Raw genomic sequence first — 17,849 nt, forward strand, 5'->3', positions numbered from 1 at the left:
CTAGTTTGCGATGCTCCAAATATCAAATATATGGATCATTGAATTATCATATCCATTGCATATGGATCGCTCCGATGATCGAGCTGCGCCATCTCCGCTATGCCGTCGCGGTCGCCGAGGAAGGCCATATCACCCGCGCTGCCGCCCGCCTCGGCATCCAGCAACCGCCGCTGAGCCAGCAGATCCGCGCGCTGGAGGCCGCGATCGGCGCGCCGCTGTTTCGCCGGCAGCCGCGCGGGGTTGAACTGACGGCCGCCGGCCGCGCCTTCGTGGAGAAGGCGCGCGCGATCCTCCGCGACACCGAGCTCGCCGTGGAAGCCGCGCGCCGCGCCAGCCGCGGCCAGGAAGGCCAGCTTGCGATCGGCTTCACCTCGTCGGCCGCCTTCCATCCCTTCGTCACCGGTGTGATGCGCGAAATGCGCGAGCGCGCGCCGGCGATCAAATTGTCGCTGGAAGAGGCCTCGACCGGCGAATTGATCGAAGCCGTCGAGGCGGACCGGCTCGATGCGGCGTTCGTGCGTTCGCCGAGCGAGCGGCTGGAGAATCTCACGATCACGCATCTACTCGACGAGGAGATGCTGGTCGCGTTGCCCGATCATCATCCGCGTGCCCGCAAGGACACGCGGCGGCGGATTTCGCTGGCTTCGCTCGCCGACGAGCCGCTGATCCTCTACCGCCGCCCGACCGGGCCGGGCCTCTATGACAGCATCATCGCCGCCTGCCGCGCGGCGGGCTTCAGCCCGAAGGTCGCGCAGGAGGCGACGCGGATGGTGTCGACGCTCAGCCTCGTCGCCGCCGGGCTCGGCATTTCGATCGTGCCGGAATCGATGGCGCGGCTGGAGACCGCAGGCGTCTCCTATCTCCGCCTCGACCGCGCCACAGGCCTAGTCGCACCGTTGGCGTTGGCGCGCAAGAAGGGCCCCGCCGGCGGCACGCTCGGCCGCCTGCTCGCCATCGTGACGCGGCGGGTCAAGGACCGCGCGGGAGCGTAAAGTCTGGTGCGGTTTGCCGGCGCTGGCGGCGAGGGCTCACGGCCTCACGAAGTAGCATGCCAACGGCGCCAGCATCGCAAGAGGCACGGGGGCGATCAATGCCGCCGCGATGCCGCCGGTGCGATGGAGCGCGAGGACATGGTCTCGCGGCGCGGCCGCATCCGCCGGATCTCGCGTCATCAGCACGACGAAAATCGCGGTGATGGCGCCCCAGATCGCGCCGGCGCCGAAGCGGCCGGCCAGCACCTGAAGGCGACGGGACCACGGCTGGCCATTGAGGGCCCACTGCTCCAGGGACGGCGGGTCGTTGGTCATGTGATAGATTTGCGCGACGGTCGCGGAGACGGCGGTGGCGACAACCGATGCGCCGAGAAACGTCAACGTCGTCCTGCGCCGTCCGGATGCGACGCCGAGCAAGCAGGCCGGAATCGGTGAAGTCAGCACGCTGATCACGATCGTCGAGACCAGGAACGATCCCCATGGCAGGTCGAGAATGCGCGACACGGTCAGTGTGTGGTGTATGCGCTCGATCACCGCGGCTCTCTGCAGTCGGAACTCGGCCTCGAAGCCGATCGCAAGCGGCCCTCGAATAGAGGCGTGCAAGGCCGTTCCGAGCCACAACGCGTACGACAGCAGCGTGCCCAGAAACCAGACCGTGATACTCAGCCTCGGCAGCACGCGCTTGAGCACGATTCCCTGCACCAGCAGTGGGGCCAACGTGGCAGGCACGGCGGCGGCCAGAAGGCCATTCAGGATCAGCGTCCGGTGCTCGGCGCTTCGCGAGACCTCCTTGCCCATGGCCGTTGCCGACAACACGGTGAAGACGGGGATCAACGCGGAGACGATCACCCAGGCGAACCAGGTTGGCCAGGTCATGGGCTGCACGCGCGAAGGGGCGGGTTCTGTTGTCGGGTTCATGTCGCCATTCGGAATCGAAGAGATTGAGCGAGCAGAACGTCGGCGACAGTGCGAAATGTCGCAACGGTCAATCCCTGCAAGCTTAGGCACTCGGTTGATGACGCTGTGCCGATTTGTGCGCATTTGTGCGCACCCGTGCGGATGGCGCGGAATGTGGGGAGTTTGGCGAACGCTGGCGTCGGCGCGCGTCTAGATAGCCTGCATCGAACCTGGTTGCTCGCATGTCGAGCGCAACAGCTCAGCGCCCGAAACCATCAGGGTTCAATCAACACAGAGGCCGTTCCCATGACACGTTTTCCTGTCCATACGTTCGATACCGCCCCCGAAGCCTCGAAGCCGACCTTGCGCGAGGTCGAGGCGCGGTTCGGCATGATCCCCAACCTTGCGGCCGCGATGGCGACGTCACCGGTGCTGATCCAGAGCTTTCTCCACATCTTCGACAAGGTTCACGGCGGCAGCTTCTCCGAGCCGCAGATCCAGACCGTGCTGCTCACCGACGCGGTGACCAATGGCTGCAGCTGGGCGGTCGCGCTGCATTCCGCGCTCGCTCTGCAGGCCGGCCTTGATCAGGCCGACGTCGAGGCGATGCGGGCCGGGCGCTCGCCCGCCAACAAGCAGCTCGGCGCGCTCTCGACCCTGGCGCGGACGCTGATCGAGAAGCGCGGGCGGCTCGATGAGCAGGACAAGGAGAAGTTCCTGGCGGCCGGGTTCAGCAAGCAATTGCTGCTCGAGGTGATCACCATCGTGGCAGCGTCGACCATCACCAATTACACCGGCAGCGTGACCAATCCGCCGCTGGAGGCGGGCCTGCAGGCGCATGCCTGGAATGGCTAAGGTCTATTCCTGCGCGCCGGCCGCAAGGCCGACGCCCTCTAGCCCGCAAACCTCGCGCGGTAGTCCTGCGGAGTGGTCGTCAGCAATCGCAGGAAGCTGCGGCGCATGGTCTCCTCGGAGCCGAAGCCGCAGCGTTGGGCGATGCGCTTGATCGGTAGCCGCGTCTCCGACAGCAGATGCCTTGCGCCCTCGACCCGCAGCCGCTCGATCGCGCGTGCCGGCGTCAACCCGGTCGCTTCGGCGTAGTGCCGGCTGAAGCTGCGCTCGCTCATTCCGGCCTGTTTCGCCAGCGTGGGCAGCGATAGGTCGTCGGCCAGATGGTTGCCGATCCAGTCATGCAGCGCGCTGAACCTGTCGTCGGCGGTTTGCAGGGACAGGACCTCGCTGAATTGTGCCTGCCCGCCCGGACGCTTGAGAAAGACCACGAGATAGCGGGCGACGGCAAGCGCTGTCGCGCGGCCGAGATCGTCCTCCACCAGTGCCAATGCGAGATCGATGCCCGACGTGACGCCCGCCGATGTCCAGAACGTGCCGTCGCGCACGAAGATCGGATCGGACTCGACGCGGACCTCGGGAAAGCGCGCGGCGAGCTCTTCCCAGAATCCCCAATGCGTCACGGCGCGACGGCCGTCGAGCGCGCCTGACGCGGCGAGCAGGAACGCGCCGGTGCACACCGATGCGGTGCGGCGGGCGTCTCCGCTGCGCTTGCGCACCCAATCCACCAGGATGCGATCGGATGCAGCGGCGTTGACGCCGTCGCCGCCTGGAATCACCAGCGTGTCGACCGCGGTACCGATGGCGGGCAGCGGATGCACCGCCAGGCCAACGCCGGCAGATGCCTCGACCGTCGGGCCGTCCCTGGCAACGACGCGGACGTCATAGGGCTCGGCGTTGCCTGCCTTGGCCGTCAGCGCGTTCGCGGACGCGAACACCTGCAACGGTCCGGTGACGTCAAGCAGCTGCACTGCCGGATAGGCCAGCACTTCGATCACGCGCCGGTTGTTTGGCGGAGAATGTGGGGGCTTTGGCGTCATCGCCGAAAACTGCCGCGCTAGTTTTGCTTTGTCCATAGTGCAAGGAGAGCCCAATGATTGCTCATGATGTCCACTTGCGGATCGGATCGCTGCTGTTCGAAGGCGTCGATCAAATCGACTTGACCGGTCCTTTCGAAGTGCTGTCGCGGATTCCGAATTCGACCTACCGCATCTACGCCAGGACCATGGAGCCGGTGTGCGACCTCAAGGGGTTGCGGCTGACGCCGGATGCCACGCTGGCCGAGGCGCCACCGTTCGATGTGCTGCATGTGCCGGGCGGCTTCGGCCAGGAAGCCCTGATGGAGGACGCGGAGGTGCTCGGCTGGATCCGCCAGCAGGCGGCGGGGGCCTGCCGCATCTTCTCGGTATGCACCGGCGCGTTGCTGTGCGGCGCGGCCGGCCTGTTGAAGGGACGCACCGCGACCACCCATTGGGCGTCGCTGCATCTGCTGCCGTATTTCGGCGCCACGCCCGTGAACGAGCGCGTGGTGGTCGACGGCAGCTTTGTGTTTGCAGCCGGGGTCACGGCCGGCATCGACGGTGCGTTGCGATTGGCGGCCGAATTGCGCGGCGACGACGCGGCGCGGGCGATCCAGCTCTACATGGCCTACGCGCCGGAGCCGCCATTCGACAGCGGCACACCGGAAACCGCGCCGCCCGAGATCCTGCGGCGGACGCGAGAGGCGACGCGCACGATCACGGCGCAGCGGGAAGCAACCGCGCGCCGCGTGGCCGCTAGGCTAGGCGTCGTCGTGCAGGAGCCCGAGCGCGCAAGCTAGTTGCCCGGCGCGAAGCTGCAGTCGGCGCCGCCGCCGGCCTTGTCCTTGATCACCTTGGGATCGAGCGTGCAGGACAGTTTCGACAGCGCCTCGTAGATCGTGCCGGCGGCGCCGTCGCCGGGTACGCCGGCGAGCGCAATGGTGGCGTAGATCGCGTTGGCTGTGCTGCCTTTCACGGTGTGGGTCCGGCTGCCGAAGGTCAGCGCGCAGGAGCGCGAGGTGATGTCGACATTGCTGGCGCGGCAGACAACCTTGTCCGCGGTGACGGTGATCTTCCTGGTGACGTGGACGTTGCTGTCGCCGTTGAAGAACGCGGCGACCGCCTTCTTCTTCCTGGCCGGCAGCGGCGAATAGGGCGCCACCACGCCGGCGAGTGCTAGCGCGACCGAGCCGGACGTGGTCGCGGGCGCAGCCCACGCGGCGTGCGAAGCCAGCGACAGCGAGCATGCAAGTATCGTCAGTCGGCCCAGTCTCATTCCCATCTCCTGTCGCTGCGCTTTCCGCGGCGCGGAATCGCTAGCATATCCTGCCGCCCGGATGGGTGACGCCGTTCACATGCGCCTCCGCAACTTCGCGTGAGGGGCGGTGCGCGCATGGGGCAGGGCGGACCCGCGTGGACCGGCTTGCACGATCGCGCCATCGGCGTCACAGTCCGATCTGCGGCAGCGATGCCGCCAACAACGAAGACCAAGACAGTTTCGAGGAACGCCATGGCGGCCACGCGCATCGACTGCGACATCCATCCCGCGGTGGGAGGAACGCGCACCACGCTGCTGCCCTATCTGAGCGATCACTGGAAGGAACAGGTGGTCAGCCGCGCCATCGACGGGCTCGACCTCAATTCCTATCCCCCGTCGATGCCGCTGTCCGGACGTGCCGACTGGCGGCCGGCCGACGGCAGCAAGCCCGGCAGCGACCTTGCCATGGTGCAGCGCGGCGCGTTCGACCAGCTCGGCGCCAGCCACGCCATCTGCAACGTCGTCTATGGCGCGCAGGCGGTGTTCGATTCCTACATGGCCGCCGACTTCTGCCGCGCGATCAACGACTGGATCGCCGCCGAGTGGCTCGCCAAGGACAAGCGGCTGCGCGCCTCGATCGTGGTGCCGATCCAGGCGCCGGATCTCGCCGTCGAGGAGATCGAGCGCCGCGCAGGCGATAACCGCTTCGTCTCGGTGCTGGTGCCCTCGCAGAACGAGACGCTGCTCGGCCGGAGGCATTACTGGCCGATCTATCAGGCCGCCGAGAAATACAAGCTGCCGATCGCGATCCACGCCGGCAGTGCCTATCGCGGTGCGCCGAGCTCGATCGGCTGGCCGTCCTACCGCTACGAATATTATCTCGCCGAGGCGCAGGCGTTCCAGGCGCAGACCTTGAGCCTGATCTATGAGGGCGTGTTCGGGAAGTATCCAGGACTGACCGTGGTGCTGATGGAGTCGGGCGTCAGCTGGCTGCCGGCGTTCATGTGGCGCGCCAACAAGACCTGGCGCGGTGTGCGCGTCGAGGTGCCCTGGGTGGAGCGCGAGCCGGCGGCGATCATCCGCGAGCATTTCCGCGTCACCATGCAGCCGTTCGACGCGCCGATGGATGCAACAAGCGTTGCCGACATCATCGACCAGATCGGCTCCGACAAGATGTTCCTGTTCGCGTCCGACTATCCGCACTGGCAGTTCGACGGCGACGATCCGGTCCCGCCGCATTTGCCAGCAGGACTTGTCAAGCGGATGTGCGAAGACAACCCGCTGGAAACCTTTCCGCGTCTCAAGCTGAATTCGTAGCGCATGATCCGGAAAAGTGGGAACCGGTTTTCCGAAGAGATCATGCGCCAAATAACAAGGAGGATCGCATGAGTGATGTCATCGACCGCCCGATGCTCGACCAGGAGAAGACCGCTGCGACGCGGCTGAAGATCATCGATTGCGACATCCATCCCAGCATCCACGCGCATAGCGACCTCAACGAATTCCTACCGAAGCGCTGGCAGCAGCATCTGAAGGAATACGGCAGCCATCTGCGCACGCCCTATATCGGCACCACGCCGTATCCGCGCTCCTCGCCCTTGATCGCGCGGCGCGATGCCTGGCCGCCGACCGGCGGCGTGCCGGGCTCCGACCTCGATTTCATGCGCAAGCAGCATCTCGATCCCTTCGATGTCGAGTTCGGCATCCTGCAGGTGCTCGACCTGTTCATCTTCTCGCAGCAGAATCTGGAGTTCGGCGCCGCGATCCAGCGCGCGATCAACGACTGGCAGCTCGCGTTCTGGGCGCATCGCGATCCCAGGCTGAAGGCCTCGATCCTGGTCGGGCAGGACGGCTCAGACCTCGGCCTTGCCGAGATCGAGCGCTGCGCCAAATCAGGCGAATACATCCAGATCAACGTCTCACCGCGCGCTAACGAGCCGCTCGGCCGTCGCCGCTACTGGCCGATCTATGAGCGCGCGCAAGAGCTCGATCTGCCGCTCGGGATCCATGTCGGTGGCTATGGCGGGCACGCGCCGACCGGCGGCGGCTGGCCGTCCTATTATTGCGAGGAGCATCAGTCGAACGCGCACACCGTGGCCTCGAACCTCACGAGCCTCGTGCTGGAAGGCGTGCCCGAGCGCTTCCCGAAATTGAAGATCGTGTTCATCGAGGGCGGCTTCGGCTGGATCCCGGCGACGATGTGGCGGATGGACCAGCACTTCGAGCGCTTCCGCAGCGAGGTACCGCATCTGAAGCGCAGGCCGAGCGAGTATGTGAAGCAGAATTTCTGGTTCACCACCCAGCCGATCGACGAGCCCGATGAGGCGAAGCACCTGCGTCAGCTGATCGAATGGGTCGGCATCGACCGTCTGCTGTTCTCGTCGGACTATCCGCATTGGGACTATGACGACGCGCGCTACGCCTTCAAGACGCCGCTGACCGACGCCGAGCGGCGCAAGATCTTCAACAGCAACGCCCGCGCGGTTTACAAGTTCTAGGAAGATGACGTTGCTTGCGATCCAGCCGTGGACTCCACTTCACCTCGCCCCGCGTGCGGGGAGAGGTCGGATTGCATCGTCAGATGTATTCCGGGTGAGGGGGAGCCTCCGCGCGCGCAACTCTTGCCGGATACGCGGATGCAGCCCCTCACCCCAACCCTCTCCCCGTAAGAACGGGGCGAGGGAGCACACCGCCGTTGCGGTCACGACACTAGGATTCCGATGACCCGTCACATCGTCGCGCGCACCAGCGAAATCCCGGCCGGCGGCAACAAGGTGTTCGGCCTCGAGGGCCGCGATATCGTCGTGTTCCATGTCAATGGCGAGTTCTTCGCGCTGCTCAACCGGTGTCCGCATGAGGGTGCGCCGCTGGAGAAGGCGGCCTGCGTCGCACGCTTGACTTCGCCGGAGCCCGGCATCTATCAGCGCGACCGCGTCGGCGAGATGCTGCGCTGCCCGTGGCACGGGTGGGAGTTCGACATCCGCAACGGCCAGTCCTGGTTCGACCCGAAGCGGTTCAGGATCCGCTCCTATCCGGTCGCGGTCGAAAGTGGCGCGGAACTGCAGAAGGGGCCTTACGTCGCCGAGACGTTCCCGGTGCACATCGAAGACAATTACGTGATCGTCGAGGTTTGATCGGCGCGTGCCCGCGTTATTGCAATATTTGCAATAATGAAGTTCCCACGACAATAATTATAATTGCAGCTGCAATGAGCCACCTTGAGGTCGCGGTCGGGAATGGCCCCGTCCACGACATCAGGAACGGCACCATGAAGCTCTATCACTTTGCGCTCTCCGGTCACGCACACCGCGCCCGCCTCTTCATCTCCCTGCTCGGAATTCCGCACGAGCTGGTCGAGGTCGACCTCAGGTCCGCCGCGCAGAAGACGCCGGAGTTTCTGGCGCTCAATCCGTTCGGCCAGGTGCCGGTGCTCGACGATGACGGCGTCATCATTCCCGACTCCAACGCGATCCTGGTCTATCTCGCGACCAAGCTCGGCCGCACCGACTGGCTGCCGCAGGATGCGAAGGGCGCCGCCGCCGTGCAACGCTGGCTGTCGGTCGCCGCCGGCGATCTCGCGTTCGGACCCGCCGCGGCGCGGCTCGTCACCGTGTTCGGCGCGAAGTTCAACCCGGAAGACGTGATCGCTCGCGCCCATCTCCTGTTGAAGCGGCTCGAGGCTCATCTCGCCGATCGCGACTGGCTGGTCGGCGTGCAGCCGACGATCGCCGACATCGCACTCTACAGCTATCTGTCGAGTGCGCCGGAAGGCAATGTCGATCTCTCCGCCTATGCGCGCGTCAGCGCGTTCCTGCGCCGGATCGAGGCGCTGCCGGGCTTCGTGCCCTTCGCCAAGACCCGCGTCGGTCTGGCGGCGGCTGTGTGATAGGCTGAGCGGGCGTGCCCTGCGGGGCGCGCCCCTCCAGGCCCGAGAAGGGAGCGCGAGGCGATGAGTGACAGGCGAACCAAGAGCAAGCTCGCGGCCTGGCATGTCGGCGAGAAGGCGATCCAGCAAAGGGTCGGCGTCGCCGAGAAGATGGAGGCCGTCGGCCAGCGCGCTGTGCGCGACTTCATGCCCGACCAGCATCGCGAATTCTTTGGGCAAATTCCCTTCATCGTGGTCGGCAGCGTGGACCGCAGCGGCGACGCATGGGCCTCGTTGCTGGCCGGCCGGCCCGGCTTCATCGCCTCACCGACATCGCGCAGCCTCGAGATCTCCGCACGGCCTGACCCAAGCGATCCCGTCAGCGACGGCATGCGCGAGGACGACGCCATCGCATTGCTTGGCATCGAATTGCACACACGGCGGCGCAACCGTGCCAACGGGCTGCTCCGCGCATCGTCCGGCAACGTGCTCAGCTTTGAGCTCGATCAGAGTTTTGGCAATTGCCCGCAATATATCCAGCTCCGTGACTTCGCCTTTATGCACGAGCCGGATCAGCCGTTCACCGGAGCGGTGGAGACGAGCACGACGCTCGATCAGGCCGCGCGCGACATGATCGCGGCGGCGGACACGTTCTTCGTGGCGTCCTACGCCGAGCGCGAGGACCGTCGCCAGGTCGACGTCTCGCATCGCGGCGGCAAGGCAGGCTTCGTTCGCGTCGCCGCCGACGGCACGCTGACCATTCCGGATTTCGCCGGCAACCTGTTCTTCAACACGCTCGGCAACATCCTCGTCAACGGCAAGGCTGGGTTGGCCTTCGTCGATTTCGAAACCGGCGACATGCTGCAACTGACCGGCGATGCCGAAGTGATCCTGGATTCACCCGAGATCGCGGCGTTCCAGGGCGCCGAACGGCTCTGGAGTTTTCGTGCCCGCCGCATGGTGCGCAGGCGCGGCGCGTTGCCGCTGCGTTGGGCGTTCCGGGCCGACGGCTGGTCGCCGAATGCATTGATGACCGGCGACTGGACGCAGGCCGCAGACCGTATCCGCGCAACCGAGCTTGCGACGCAGTGGCGTCCGTTCAAGGTCACCAAGATCGTCGACGAGAGCCGCTCGATCCGCTCGTTTCATCTGCAGCCGGGTGATGGCGCCGGGCGGCTGCCGCACCAGGCCGGACAGCATTTGCCGATCCGCATCGCGCTCCCCGGCGCCGACAAGCCGATCATCCGCACCTATACATTGTCGGTCGCGCCGTCGGACGGCATGTATCGCATCAGCGTGAAGCGTGATGGCGCGGTGTCGCAGCATCTGCACGACAACATCCGTGTCGGCGACATCATCGAGGCGCGCGCGCCGGCGGGCGGCTTCACGATCGATGCGCGCGAGAAGCGGCCGGCGGTGCTGCTCGCCGGCGGCGTCGGGATCACTCCGCTGCTCGCGATGCTGCGCCACGTGGTCTATGAGGGGCTGCGGACCCGCGGCATCCGGCCGACCTTCCTGTTCCAGGCCGCCCGTGCCAAGCAAGAGCGTGCGTTCGGCGACGAGTTGCAGCAATTGGTTGCGGCCGCGGGCGGTGCTGTCAGGGCCATCCGCGTTCTCAGTGACGTCGAGGGTGCCGAGCAGGGCGCCGACTATGACGCCGCGGGGCGGATCGACATGGCGCTGCTGTCGCGCGTGCTGCCGTTCAACGACTATGATTTCTATCTGTGCGGTCCGCCGCAGTTCACCCAATCGCTCTATGACGCCTTGCGCGGCTACAACATTGCCGACAGCAGGATTCACGCCGAAGCCTTCGGGCCATCGTCGCTGGTGAGAAAGCAGGATGTGACTACGCCGGCGCTCCCGCCGCGCCGGCCGCCTGCGACCGCGCCGGTCCCGGTCGCCTTCACGGCATCGATGAAGGAAGCGCGCTGGACGCCGGAGTCGGGCACGCTGCTCGAACTGGCGGAAGCGCACGGCCTCAGTCCTGTGTTCAGTTGCCGGGAAGGCAATTGCGGAACGTGCCGAACGAAATTGCAGGCGGGTGCCGTGACCTATCTGAAGCAGCCGACCGCCGAGGTGGCCGATGACGAAGTGCTGATCTGTTGTGCCGTTCCGGCAAAGCCGGAGGCGGACGGCGAAGACCTGATCCAGCTCGATCTCTGAGCTGGTGCGGCGCGCCTGCTCAGCCCATGCTGCCGGGCATGAAGCAGCGCGGCCGCGGATGGCCGTTCAGGTAATACGGCCAGACCACGGTGTGGCCGGCGCGATTCGGTCCGATGACGACGGCCTCATCGGGAACGTCGACCCACTCGCCCTCGAGGCGTACCCGGTAGTGGCCGTCCTTGGTTTCCCAGTCGGCGTCGTCGACGCGCGTTGCGTCGCTGCCGTCGCAGCAGGGTCCCTTGCCGCTGTGCAGGCTCTCGTACCAGCCGTTGAGCTCGGGATGGTCGTGATCGTGGGCCCGGGCCGGACCGATCGCCGGCATCGATAGCAGGGCGATGAGGACGGTAAGCGTCATACGCCAAGACGATGTGTTCATCTGGTTCCCAGTTCCGGAAGCCCATGTCAACCAATCCGGAAATGGTCACGGAGTTCAGTTCATCAATAGATGATGATAATCATATAAGTCACATTCATGAGAGGCATAGCGGGGTGCGACCGGAACGCCGGCGTCGACGAGCTCAGGCCAGCAGGCCCATCACCTGATCGATCACGGCCTTCACCTGCTTCGAATCCGGTGTCTGGTGCGCGAGCGCCATCAGCCCGGCATGCACCACCATCACCGTGTGCGCGGTGACGTCGGGATCGAAGCCCTTCCTGAACTGGTCGCGGTCGGCACGCAGCCGGCTGCGCAACAGCTCCTCGAGCCGCCGGTTGTAGCGCTCGATGCTCTTGCGGAGCGCGGCCTGATCGAGCGAGCCGTCGGTCGCCGAATTGATCGACAGGCAGCCGCGCTGTCCCTTCTCGCCCGAGCAGTACGGGATGAAGCCTGTGAGCCACTGCCTGATCGCCTCGCGGGCCGGCCCCGGCTGCGCCAGCACGCGCTCGGCCCAACCGAGGATGCCGTCGTGATAGCGGTCCAGCACGCGCAGGAACAGCGCGTGCTTGTCGCCGAACGCCGCGTAAAGGCTCGGCTTCGCGATCCCGCTCGCGGCGGTGATCTCGTCGAGCGAGGTCGCCTGAAAGCCCTTCTGCCAGAACACCTGGCGGGCGATTTCCAGGACGTCGTCCGGATCGAAACTGCGTGGCCTTGCCATGGTGCTGTTTTATGTACTCCCGCGTTCAATGTGAAGCCTTCACCTTGCTGTGAAGGCAGTTCCAGTCATTGACGTCACGCTTATTCTGTACTTATAAGTATAGAATAAAATCGGGAGATGATGCCATGAAGGCGGTTCAGGTGGTTGCGTTCGGACGTCCGGCAGAAGCGGTGAAGCTCAACGAGGTGCCTGATGTCGGCAGCCCCGGGCCGAACGAGGTGGTGGTCGCGGTCGAGGCCGCGCCGATCAACAACTCGGACTTCATGATCATGGCCGGACGCTACGGCTATCTGCCGACGCCGCCGGCGACGCTCGGGATCGAGGGCGTCGGACGGGTCATCGCCGCGGGGGCGCAGGTCAAGAACCTCAGGGAAGGTGACCGCACGCTGATCCCGTTCACGATTCCGACCTGGACCGAACGGCTCAAGTTCACGCCGTCCTGGCAGCGTCCGTTGCCCGAAACTGCCGATATCCGGCAGCTATCCATGATCGCGGTCAATCCGGCGACCGCCTATCTGTTGCTGACCGATTTCGTCAAGATCCCGCGCGGCGGCTGGGTGATCCAGAACGGCGCCAATTCGGCGACGGCGCGCGCGGTGATCGGCATCGCCAGGTCGCTTGGGCTGAAGACAGTCAACATTGTCCGCCGCGAGGAGGTCGTGGATGAGGTCAAGGCGGTCGGCGGCGATATCGTGCTGGTCGACGGGCCGGACCTTGCCAAACGCGTCGCCAGGGAGACCGGCAAGGCGCCGATCCACTTGGCGCTCGACGTCGTCGGCGGCGCGTCGGCCTTGAACCTGATGAACTGTCTGGCGCCGAAGGGCGTGCTGGTCATCTACAGCGCGATGAGCGGACAGCCGTTCTCCGGCTCGGCTCTCAGCGTGATCTTCAACGAGGTGTCGGTGCGCGGCTTCTGGCTCGCCCATTGGAGCAAGACCGCAACCGACGAGGCGCTGGCCACGATGTACGACCACCTCGTGCCGATGGTCGCCTCAGGGGCGATCAGCGCGCCCGTGGTCGGGTCCTATCGCCTGGAGGATTTTTCGCAGGCGATCGCGCAGGCGTCGGCGTTCAAGGGCAAGGTCATCTTCACGCCGAACCAGGCTGCGTAGCCGGACAGTCGGTGGCGTGACACGGCGATGCCGTGTACGCCACCGGATCGCAGCAGGCAGCTAGACGATGGTCGTGAGCGCGAAAGCGTGCCACGAACTCCAGTCAATTCCGTCGAACGCGCGTACGTACATCAAGTCGGTGCCGGTGGCGGCGCCGCCCCGCATCCAGACATCGCCGAGGTCGGCGGCGCCGACGTCGATGACGGTGGCGGCCGGCCAGTGCGAATTCGCCGACGTCCAGAAATAGCCGCTGTTCGCGGCCGTGGTGCCATCCCAAAACTGATATTCCGTTGCAGGATTTCCGTCGGCGTCGGAATAGGACACCAGGTTGCTGATCTGGCTCCACTCGTTGACGTGCAAGGTCTGATCGTTGACCGTGGCGGCAGGCGCGTGGTTTGGCAGCGACGTCAGGCTAAAGCTGTCCCAGGCGCTCCAGCTGGTTCCGTCGAACGCGCGAACGTACATGGCCTCCGAGCCGCCTGCGGTGCCGCCTCGCACCCAAACGTCAGCCAGATCGGACGCCGACACCTCGATCGGCGTGCTTGCCGCCCAGTGTGAATTCGTTGATGTCCAGAAGTAGCCGCTGTTCGCGTCCGTGCCGCCGTCCCAGAACTGATACTTGGTGATCGGATCGCCATCGACGTCGGATGCCGACGTCCAGTTGACGAGCTGCGCCCATTGCGCGGCGTTCAGCGTATGATCGTTGATCGCAACCGTTGGCGCCGTGTTCGTGGAGGTCAGGGTAAAGCTGTCCCAACTGCTCCAGGCGGTGCCGTCGAAGGCCCGCACATACATGGTCTCGGCGCCGGTCGCCGAGCCACCTTGAATCCAGAGGCTGTCCAGGTCGGACGCCGAGACGTCGATGGGGGTGCTGGCCGCCCAATGCGCATTGGTGGGCGTCCAGAAGTAGGCACTGGTCGCGGCCGTGCCGCCGTCCCAGAACTGATACTTGGTGATCGTATCGCCCTCGGCATCGCTGGTGCCGAGCCAGCCTTCCGGCTTGACCCATGTATTGACGTGAACCGACTGGTCGTTGATGGTCGCGACCGGCGGCGTGTTGACGGTCGACGTCACCGCGAAACTGTCCCAATTGCCCCACGAGGTGCCGTCGAACGCTCTGACCCACATCGTCTCGGAACCGGTCGCCGAGCCGCCCTGGATCCAGACATTGGCGAGATCGGCGGCCGAAACGTCGATCGTCGTGTTCGCATCCCAGTGCGAATTGGTCGGCGTCCAGAAGTACGCGCTGGTCGCGGCGGTGCCGCTGTCCCAGAACTGGTAATTCGTGATGGTGTCATTGTCGGCATCCGACGTCGTCAACCAGTTGCTGACGGTGACCCACTGGCCCATGTGCACCGAATGATCGCCGATCGTCGCGACAGGCGCCGAGTTCGTCGTCGTCAGTCCGAAAGAATCCCAGGAACCCCAGTCTGATCCGTCGAATGCCCTGACCCACATCGTCTCGGTGCCGGTCGTCAAGCCGCCCTGGATCCAGAGGTTGGTCAGGTCGGCGGCCGAAACCTCGATCGTCGTGTTGGCAGCCCAATGCGAATTGGTGGGAGTCCAGAAATAGGCGCTGGTCGCAGACGTGCCGCTGTCCCAGAACTGGTACTTGGTCGCGGGATCTCCGTTGGCATCGGAGTAGCTCAGCCAATTCTCGACCTTCGCCCATGTATTGACGTGCAGCGACTGGTCATTGATCGCAGCGACTGGAGGCGTGTTTGGCGTCGTCGTGAGGGTGAACGCCGTCCAGGTGCTCCAGTCAGTCCCGTCGAAGGCGCGTACCCACATTGTCTCCGAGCCGCTGACCGAACCGGAGCTCAGCCACACGTCGGAGAGGTCGGACGCTGCAACGTCGATGATGGTGTTGGCGGCCCAATGGGTGTTGCTGGGCGTCCAGAAATAGCCGCTGGTCGCGGATGTGCCGCTGTCGAAGAACTGGAAGCTTTGCGCGGGATTGCCGTCGGCGTCGGAATAAGTCAGCCAGGGCTGGATTTTTTGCCAGTGATTGGACAACAGGCTGTGGTTACCAATCGAGACGACCGGTGGGGTATTGGCCATGGTTTGCTTCCTCGTGGCGCGCCGGTCGAAGCCGGCAAATTTCCAAGGTGCAAGGCAATCAGCTTCGCCTTCGCGAAGCGGGCTGGTGCTGCTCCCGCGTCATTGGGCGAGAGCGGCGCATTGAAAAAAAACGGCAATATCAAAATCAGGATCGCAGAATTCGGACGCGTCATCTATGACGGGCGTCACGCTCGCTCGCGACGCGGGCTGCGGCAAAACGTCCTAGGCCTCTCTTTGGAACCGGATCACATTGGCAACCGGTCATCGACCGCGCGCGGATCGATTGCGATGCGCCACCTTGCCCGCTCGCTGGGAACGATGTCCCGAGCGGGCAAAGGCTCGAGGCTCACGCGTGCTTGCCGGCGCGCTGCGGCAGCATGAAGACCAGGGCCGCGATCGCAACGGCGAGAGCAACCGATGCCGTGTAGCGGCTGAGCGCGAGGCCGCCGTGATCCAGCGGCTTGTCGAGGAAATCGCCGACGGTGGCACCGAGCGGCCTGGTCAGGACGAACGCGATCCAGAACAGCACCGTGTGCGAGACCCGGGTCCACAGATAGGCGGCGGCAACGACGGCGATGCCGGCGGCGAACACGATGGCGCCGCCGCCATAGCCGAGCCCGGTGGAGTCGGCCATCCAGTCGCCGAGCGCGGTGCCGAGCGTCTGCGAGAACAGGATCGTGATCCAGTAGAAGGTTTCGGCCACCTTGTTGTTGATCGACGCGATCGAGACCGTTCTCATGGTGCGATACCACGCAGCGAGCGATGCAACGAGCAGTGCGGCGAGCAGCGACGAGCCGCCGAGATATCCGATCCCGAGCGAACGGTCGACGAAATCGGCGAAGGTCGTGCCGACGGTCGTGGTCGCGATGATCACCGTCCAGTAGAGCAGCGGGTGGAAGCGCCTTGCGGCCATCTGCGCGGCGACGGCAATTGCGAAGATGACTGCGAATATCGCGGTGCCGACGAGATAGCCGAGATTCATCGACATCGTGACGGCATCGCCGCCGGTCTCGCCGAGCGTCGTGGCGAGAATCTTGATGATCCAGAAGCCGAGCGTGACGGCGGGAACCTTGCCCGTGCGATCGTCAGTGGCGTTGTCGAGCAGCATATCCATGGGGTGGTCACTCCAAGATTCGTCACTTCAAGAGACATCGCCGGCGGTCGGTACCGCCGGCGGGTGGTCAAATGATGGACGGCGGGATCAGGCCTTCATCTGGTCCATGATCGACAGCAGCTCGGCGAGCGCCTTCCTGCATTTGGTGGCGTCCGGATTGCTCTCACGCACCGCCTCGAGCGCACGATCGATCGCCTTGTCGACCGTGTGCCAGTCCGCGGCCGCGCGCGGCTTCAAGCCGGCTTCCGCCTCGTCCCATCTGGTCTCAAGATCCTTGATCCGCGTCTTGGCGCCGGAGAGGTCACCCTTGTCGACCAGTGCGGCGACATCGGCGGCGATGCTGCGGAACGGCGTCAGGTCGCCAAGTCTGGATCCGGCGGCTTGCGCGCGAGGCAGCAGGTTGAGGCCTCCGCTCGCATGCGGAAATGGTGAAGTCACCACGAGAGCGTGGATTGCGGCAAGTGCGACTATCGTTCGGTTCATCGTGGTTCTCCTGTTGGGGGCTTTCCGCCGTCGTCCGTCCGAACGGCGGCGAACTCATGCGCGGGGCGATGCTTCGGGGTTTCGCTCGCTGCCGCCTGCAAGCGACAGCCAGCCGACCAGCGCGACGATCACCGCGAGGAAGCCGAGGCTGGTGTAGATCGTGCCGAGGCCGAGACCGCCATAGTCGCGGGATTGCGACAGCATGTCGCCTAACGAGGCGCCGAGCGGCCGGGTCAGGATGTAGGCGATCCAGAAGGCCAGCACCTCGTTGGCGCCGAGCGCGTAGGCCGCGGCGACGCCTGCGATCAGCGCCATGAACACCACGACGCCGACGTTGAAGCCGAGGCCTAGCGCTTCGGTGGCAAGGTCGCCGGCGGCGGTGCCGAGCGCGAAGGTAAAGAGGATCGCCGCCCAGTAGAACAATTCGCGCCGCGTGGTCACGATGCTGTGGATCGACAGTGTCCGCTCGACCGCGAACCAGATCGCGAAGGTCGCCGCCAGGGCGATCGCGAACAGCGCCGTGCTGACGTAGAGGCTGATCTCGAGCTTGTCGGTCAGCGCATCGGTGATCTGCGTCCCGACGATGCTGACGAGCACGACCGTCAGCCAGTAGACCCATGGCACGTAACGGTCCCTCCGCAGCTGGACAGCCAGCACCGCCGCCAGCAGGGCGGCCATGATCAGGCCAGTCACGCTTGTGCCTAGGCCAACATGGACGGCGAGATAATCGGCGCCGGTCTCGCCGACCGTGGTCGACATGACCTTGATCAGCCAGAAGACGAGGGTGACTTCGGGGACCTTGTTCAGCATGCTGCGGCCGATGCGCCGGGTAACCTGCACGGTGGTGAACTCCGCTGTGAGATTGCCGGCGGTTCCGCCGGGTTCGACACGAAGCGTGCCCCGCGAGACTTAGCTCCGGCTTAGCCGGGCGAAGTGGCGGCC

Annotated in this window: 18 protein-coding genes; 9 read left to right on the forward strand and 9 right to left on the reverse strand. The window is 65.3% G+C overall.

The genetic code is table 11. The features are described 5' to 3' along the window. Window positions 1–77 precede the first annotated feature (77 nt). Window positions 78–992 (forward strand): LysR family transcriptional regulator, encoded by a 915-nt coding sequence (locus CK489_RS12220; RefSeq protein ID WP_502694119.1) that lies wholly within the window; start codon window positions 78–80, stop codon window positions 990–992. 36 nt (window positions 993–1,028) lie between these two features. Here the strand turns inward: CK489_RS12220 and CK489_RS12225 are convergent, their stop codons facing one another. After that, window positions 1,029–1,910, reverse strand: coding sequence for a hypothetical protein (locus CK489_RS12225; RefSeq protein ID WP_143278128.1), 882 nt, complete (start codon window positions 1,908–1,910; stop codon window positions 1,029–1,031). Window positions 1,911–2,195: 285 nt separating this feature from the next. On the opposite strand from CK489_RS12225, the gene CK489_RS12230 reads away from it, so the two are divergent. After that, window positions 2,196–2,744, forward strand: coding sequence for a carboxymuconolactone decarboxylase family protein (locus CK489_RS12230; protein ID WP_095732492.1), 549 nt, complete (start codon window positions 2,196–2,198; stop codon window positions 2,742–2,744). A gap of 38 nt (window positions 2,745–2,782) precedes the next feature. Here CK489_RS12230 and CK489_RS12235 read toward each other — a convergent pair whose 3' ends face one another. Then, a complete protein-coding gene (locus tag CK489_RS12235; RefSeq protein ID WP_502694120.1) occupies window positions 2,783–3,733 on the reverse strand; it encodes a GlxA family transcriptional regulator in 951 nt (316 codons plus the stop codon). 98 nt (window positions 3,734–3,831) lie between these two features. On the opposite strand from CK489_RS12235, the gene CK489_RS12240 reads away from it, so the two are divergent. Further along, window positions 3,832–4,557 (forward strand): DJ-1/PfpI family protein, encoded by a 726-nt coding sequence (locus CK489_RS12240; protein ID WP_095732494.1) that lies wholly within the window; start codon window positions 3,832–3,834, stop codon window positions 4,555–4,557. Here CK489_RS12240 and CK489_RS12245 read toward each other — a convergent pair. Next, on the reverse strand, window positions 4,554–5,033 hold the full coding sequence (locus CK489_RS12245) for a hypothetical protein (RefSeq protein ID WP_198960912.1): 480 nt from the start codon (window positions 5,031–5,033) through the stop codon (window positions 4,554–4,556). The two genes, CK489_RS12240 and CK489_RS12245, sit on opposite strands and share 4 nt — an antisense overlap. A 234-nt stretch (window positions 5,034–5,267) precedes the next feature. Between CK489_RS12245 and CK489_RS12250 the strand changes: the two genes are divergently transcribed. From CK489_RS12250 to CK489_RS12270, 5 genes are all read left to right on the forward strand, one after another. Beyond that, window positions 5,268–6,332 carry an amidohydrolase family protein gene (locus tag CK489_RS12250; RefSeq protein WP_095732495.1) on the forward strand — a complete coding sequence of 355 codons (1,065 nt, stop codon included), beginning with the start codon at window positions 5,268–5,270 and terminating at the stop codon, window positions 6,330–6,332. A gap of 68 nt (window positions 6,333–6,400) precedes the next feature. Beyond that, window positions 6,401–7,513, forward strand: coding sequence for an amidohydrolase family protein (locus CK489_RS12255; RefSeq protein WP_050630661.1), 1,113 nt, complete (start codon window positions 6,401–6,403; stop codon window positions 7,511–7,513). Window positions 7,514–7,735: 222 nt separating this feature from the next. Further along, entirely contained in the window at window positions 7,736–8,149 is a 414-nt protein-coding gene (locus CK489_RS12260; RefSeq protein WP_024584852.1) for a Rieske (2Fe-2S) protein, read from the forward strand. Between the two features lie 134 nt (window positions 8,150–8,283). After that, window positions 8,284–8,901 carry a glutathione S-transferase family protein gene (locus tag CK489_RS12265; protein ID WP_095732522.1) on the forward strand — a complete coding sequence of 206 codons (618 nt, stop codon included), beginning with the start codon at window positions 8,284–8,286 and terminating at the stop codon, window positions 8,899–8,901. A 63-nt stretch (window positions 8,902–8,964) separates the two neighbouring features. Further along, window positions 8,965–11,043, forward strand: a complete 2,079-nt coding sequence (locus CK489_RS12270) for a 2Fe-2S iron-sulfur cluster-binding protein (RefSeq protein WP_095732496.1) — start codon at window positions 8,965–8,967, stop codon at window positions 11,041–11,043. Between the two features lie 19 nt (window positions 11,044–11,062). Here the strand turns inward: CK489_RS12270 and CK489_RS12275 are convergent, their stop codons facing one another. Both CK489_RS12275 and CK489_RS12280 read right to left on the reverse strand, forming a co-directional pair. After that, the gene (locus tag CK489_RS12275) at window positions 11,063–11,398 is read right to left on the reverse strand and encodes a hypothetical protein (protein WP_349626926.1); all 336 of its coding nucleotides are present in this window, start codon (window positions 11,396–11,398) and stop codon (window positions 11,063–11,065) included. A gap of 163 nt (window positions 11,399–11,561) precedes the next feature. Next, on the reverse strand, window positions 11,562–12,137 hold the full coding sequence (locus CK489_RS12280) for a TetR/AcrR family transcriptional regulator (protein ID WP_095732497.1): 576 nt from the start codon (window positions 12,135–12,137) through the stop codon (window positions 11,562–11,564). 125 nt (window positions 12,138–12,262) lie between these two features. Here CK489_RS12280 and CK489_RS12285 point away from each other — a divergent pair, with 125 nt between their 5' ends. Continuing rightward, on the forward strand, window positions 12,263–13,249 hold the full coding sequence (locus tag CK489_RS12285; RefSeq protein WP_095732498.1) for a zinc-dependent alcohol dehydrogenase family protein: 987 nt from the start codon (window positions 12,263–12,265) through the stop codon (window positions 13,247–13,249). Window positions 13,250–13,309: 60 nt separating this feature from the next. Here CK489_RS12285 and CK489_RS12290 read toward each other — a convergent pair whose 3' ends face one another. The 4 genes from CK489_RS12290 to CK489_RS12305 form a co-directional block, all read right to left on the reverse strand. After that, window positions 13,310–15,310: a hypothetical protein gene (locus CK489_RS12290; protein WP_245350336.1), complete on the reverse strand. Its 2,001-nt coding sequence runs from the start codon at window positions 15,308–15,310 to the stop codon at window positions 13,310–13,312. Window positions 15,311–15,656: 346 nt separating this feature from the next. Then, the gene (locus CK489_RS12295; RefSeq protein ID WP_245350337.1) at window positions 15,657–16,424 is read right to left on the reverse strand and encodes a COG4705 family protein; all 768 of its coding nucleotides are present in this window, start codon (window positions 16,422–16,424) and stop codon (window positions 15,657–15,659) included. A gap of 87 nt (window positions 16,425–16,511) precedes the next feature. Next, window positions 16,512–16,907, reverse strand: coding sequence for a hypothetical protein (locus tag CK489_RS12300; protein ID WP_095732500.1), 396 nt, complete (start codon window positions 16,905–16,907; stop codon window positions 16,512–16,514). A gap of 54 nt (window positions 16,908–16,961) precedes the next feature. Further along, window positions 16,962–17,717 carry a COG4705 family protein gene (locus CK489_RS12305; protein WP_095732525.1) on the reverse strand — a complete coding sequence of 252 codons (756 nt, stop codon included), beginning with the start codon at window positions 17,715–17,717 and terminating at the stop codon, window positions 16,962–16,964. Window positions 17,718–17,849: the final 132 nt, after the last annotated feature.

Origin of the sequence: Bradyrhizobium sp. UFLA03-84 (assembly GCF_002289535.1) — a bacterium.
GTDB lineage: Bacteria > Pseudomonadota > Alphaproteobacteria > Rhizobiales > Xanthobacteraceae > Bradyrhizobium > Bradyrhizobium viridifuturi.

Coding starts and splice junctions, on each gene's coding strand:
- CK489_RS12225 (WP_143278128.1), bottom strand. CDS start 1,910: ATGAACCCGACAACAGAACCCGCCCCTTCGCGCGTGCAGCCCATGACC.
- CK489_RS12230 (WP_095732492.1), top strand. CDS start 2,196: ATGACACGTTTTCCTGTCCATACGTTCGATACCGCCCCCGAAGCCTCG.
- CK489_RS12240 (WP_095732494.1), top strand. CDS start 3,832: ATGATTGCTCATGATGTCCACTTGCGGATCGGATCGCTGCTGTTCGAA.
- CK489_RS12245 (WP_198960912.1), bottom strand. CDS start 5,033: ATGAGACTGGGCCGACTGACGATACTTGCATGCTCGCTGTCGCTGGCT.
- CK489_RS12250 (WP_095732495.1), top strand. CDS start 5,268: ATGGCGGCCACGCGCATCGACTGCGACATCCATCCCGCGGTGGGAGGA.
- CK489_RS12255 (WP_050630661.1), top strand. CDS start 6,401: ATGAGTGATGTCATCGACCGCCCGATGCTCGACCAGGAGAAGACCGCT.
- CK489_RS12260 (WP_024584852.1), top strand. CDS start 7,736: ATGACCCGTCACATCGTCGCGCGCACCAGCGAAATCCCGGCCGGCGGC.
- CK489_RS12265 (WP_095732522.1), top strand. CDS start 8,284: ATGAAGCTCTATCACTTTGCGCTCTCCGGTCACGCACACCGCGCCCGC.
- CK489_RS12270 (WP_095732496.1), top strand. CDS start 8,965: ATGAGTGACAGGCGAACCAAGAGCAAGCTCGCGGCCTGGCATGTCGGC.
- CK489_RS12275 (WP_349626926.1), bottom strand. CDS start 11,398: ATGACGCTTACCGTCCTCATCGCCCTGCTATCGATGCCGGCGATCGGT.
- CK489_RS12280 (WP_095732497.1), bottom strand. CDS start 12,137: ATGGCAAGGCCACGCAGTTTCGATCCGGACGACGTCCTGGAAATCGCC.
- CK489_RS12285 (WP_095732498.1), top strand. CDS start 12,263: ATGAAGGCGGTTCAGGTGGTTGCGTTCGGACGTCCGGCAGAAGCGGTG.
- CK489_RS12290 (WP_245350336.1), bottom strand. CDS start 15,310: ATGGCCAATACCCCACCGGTCGTCTCGATTGGTAACCACAGCCTGTTG.
- CK489_RS12295 (WP_245350337.1), bottom strand. CDS start 16,424: ATGGATATGCTGCTCGACAACGCCACTGACGATCGCACGGGCAAGGTT.
- CK489_RS12300 (WP_095732500.1), bottom strand. CDS start 16,907: ATGAACCGAACGATAGTCGCACTTGCCGCAATCCACGCTCTCGTGGTG.
- CK489_RS12305 (WP_095732525.1), bottom strand. CDS start 17,717: ATGCTGAACAAGGTCCCCGAAGTCACCCTCGTCTTCTGGCTGATCAAG.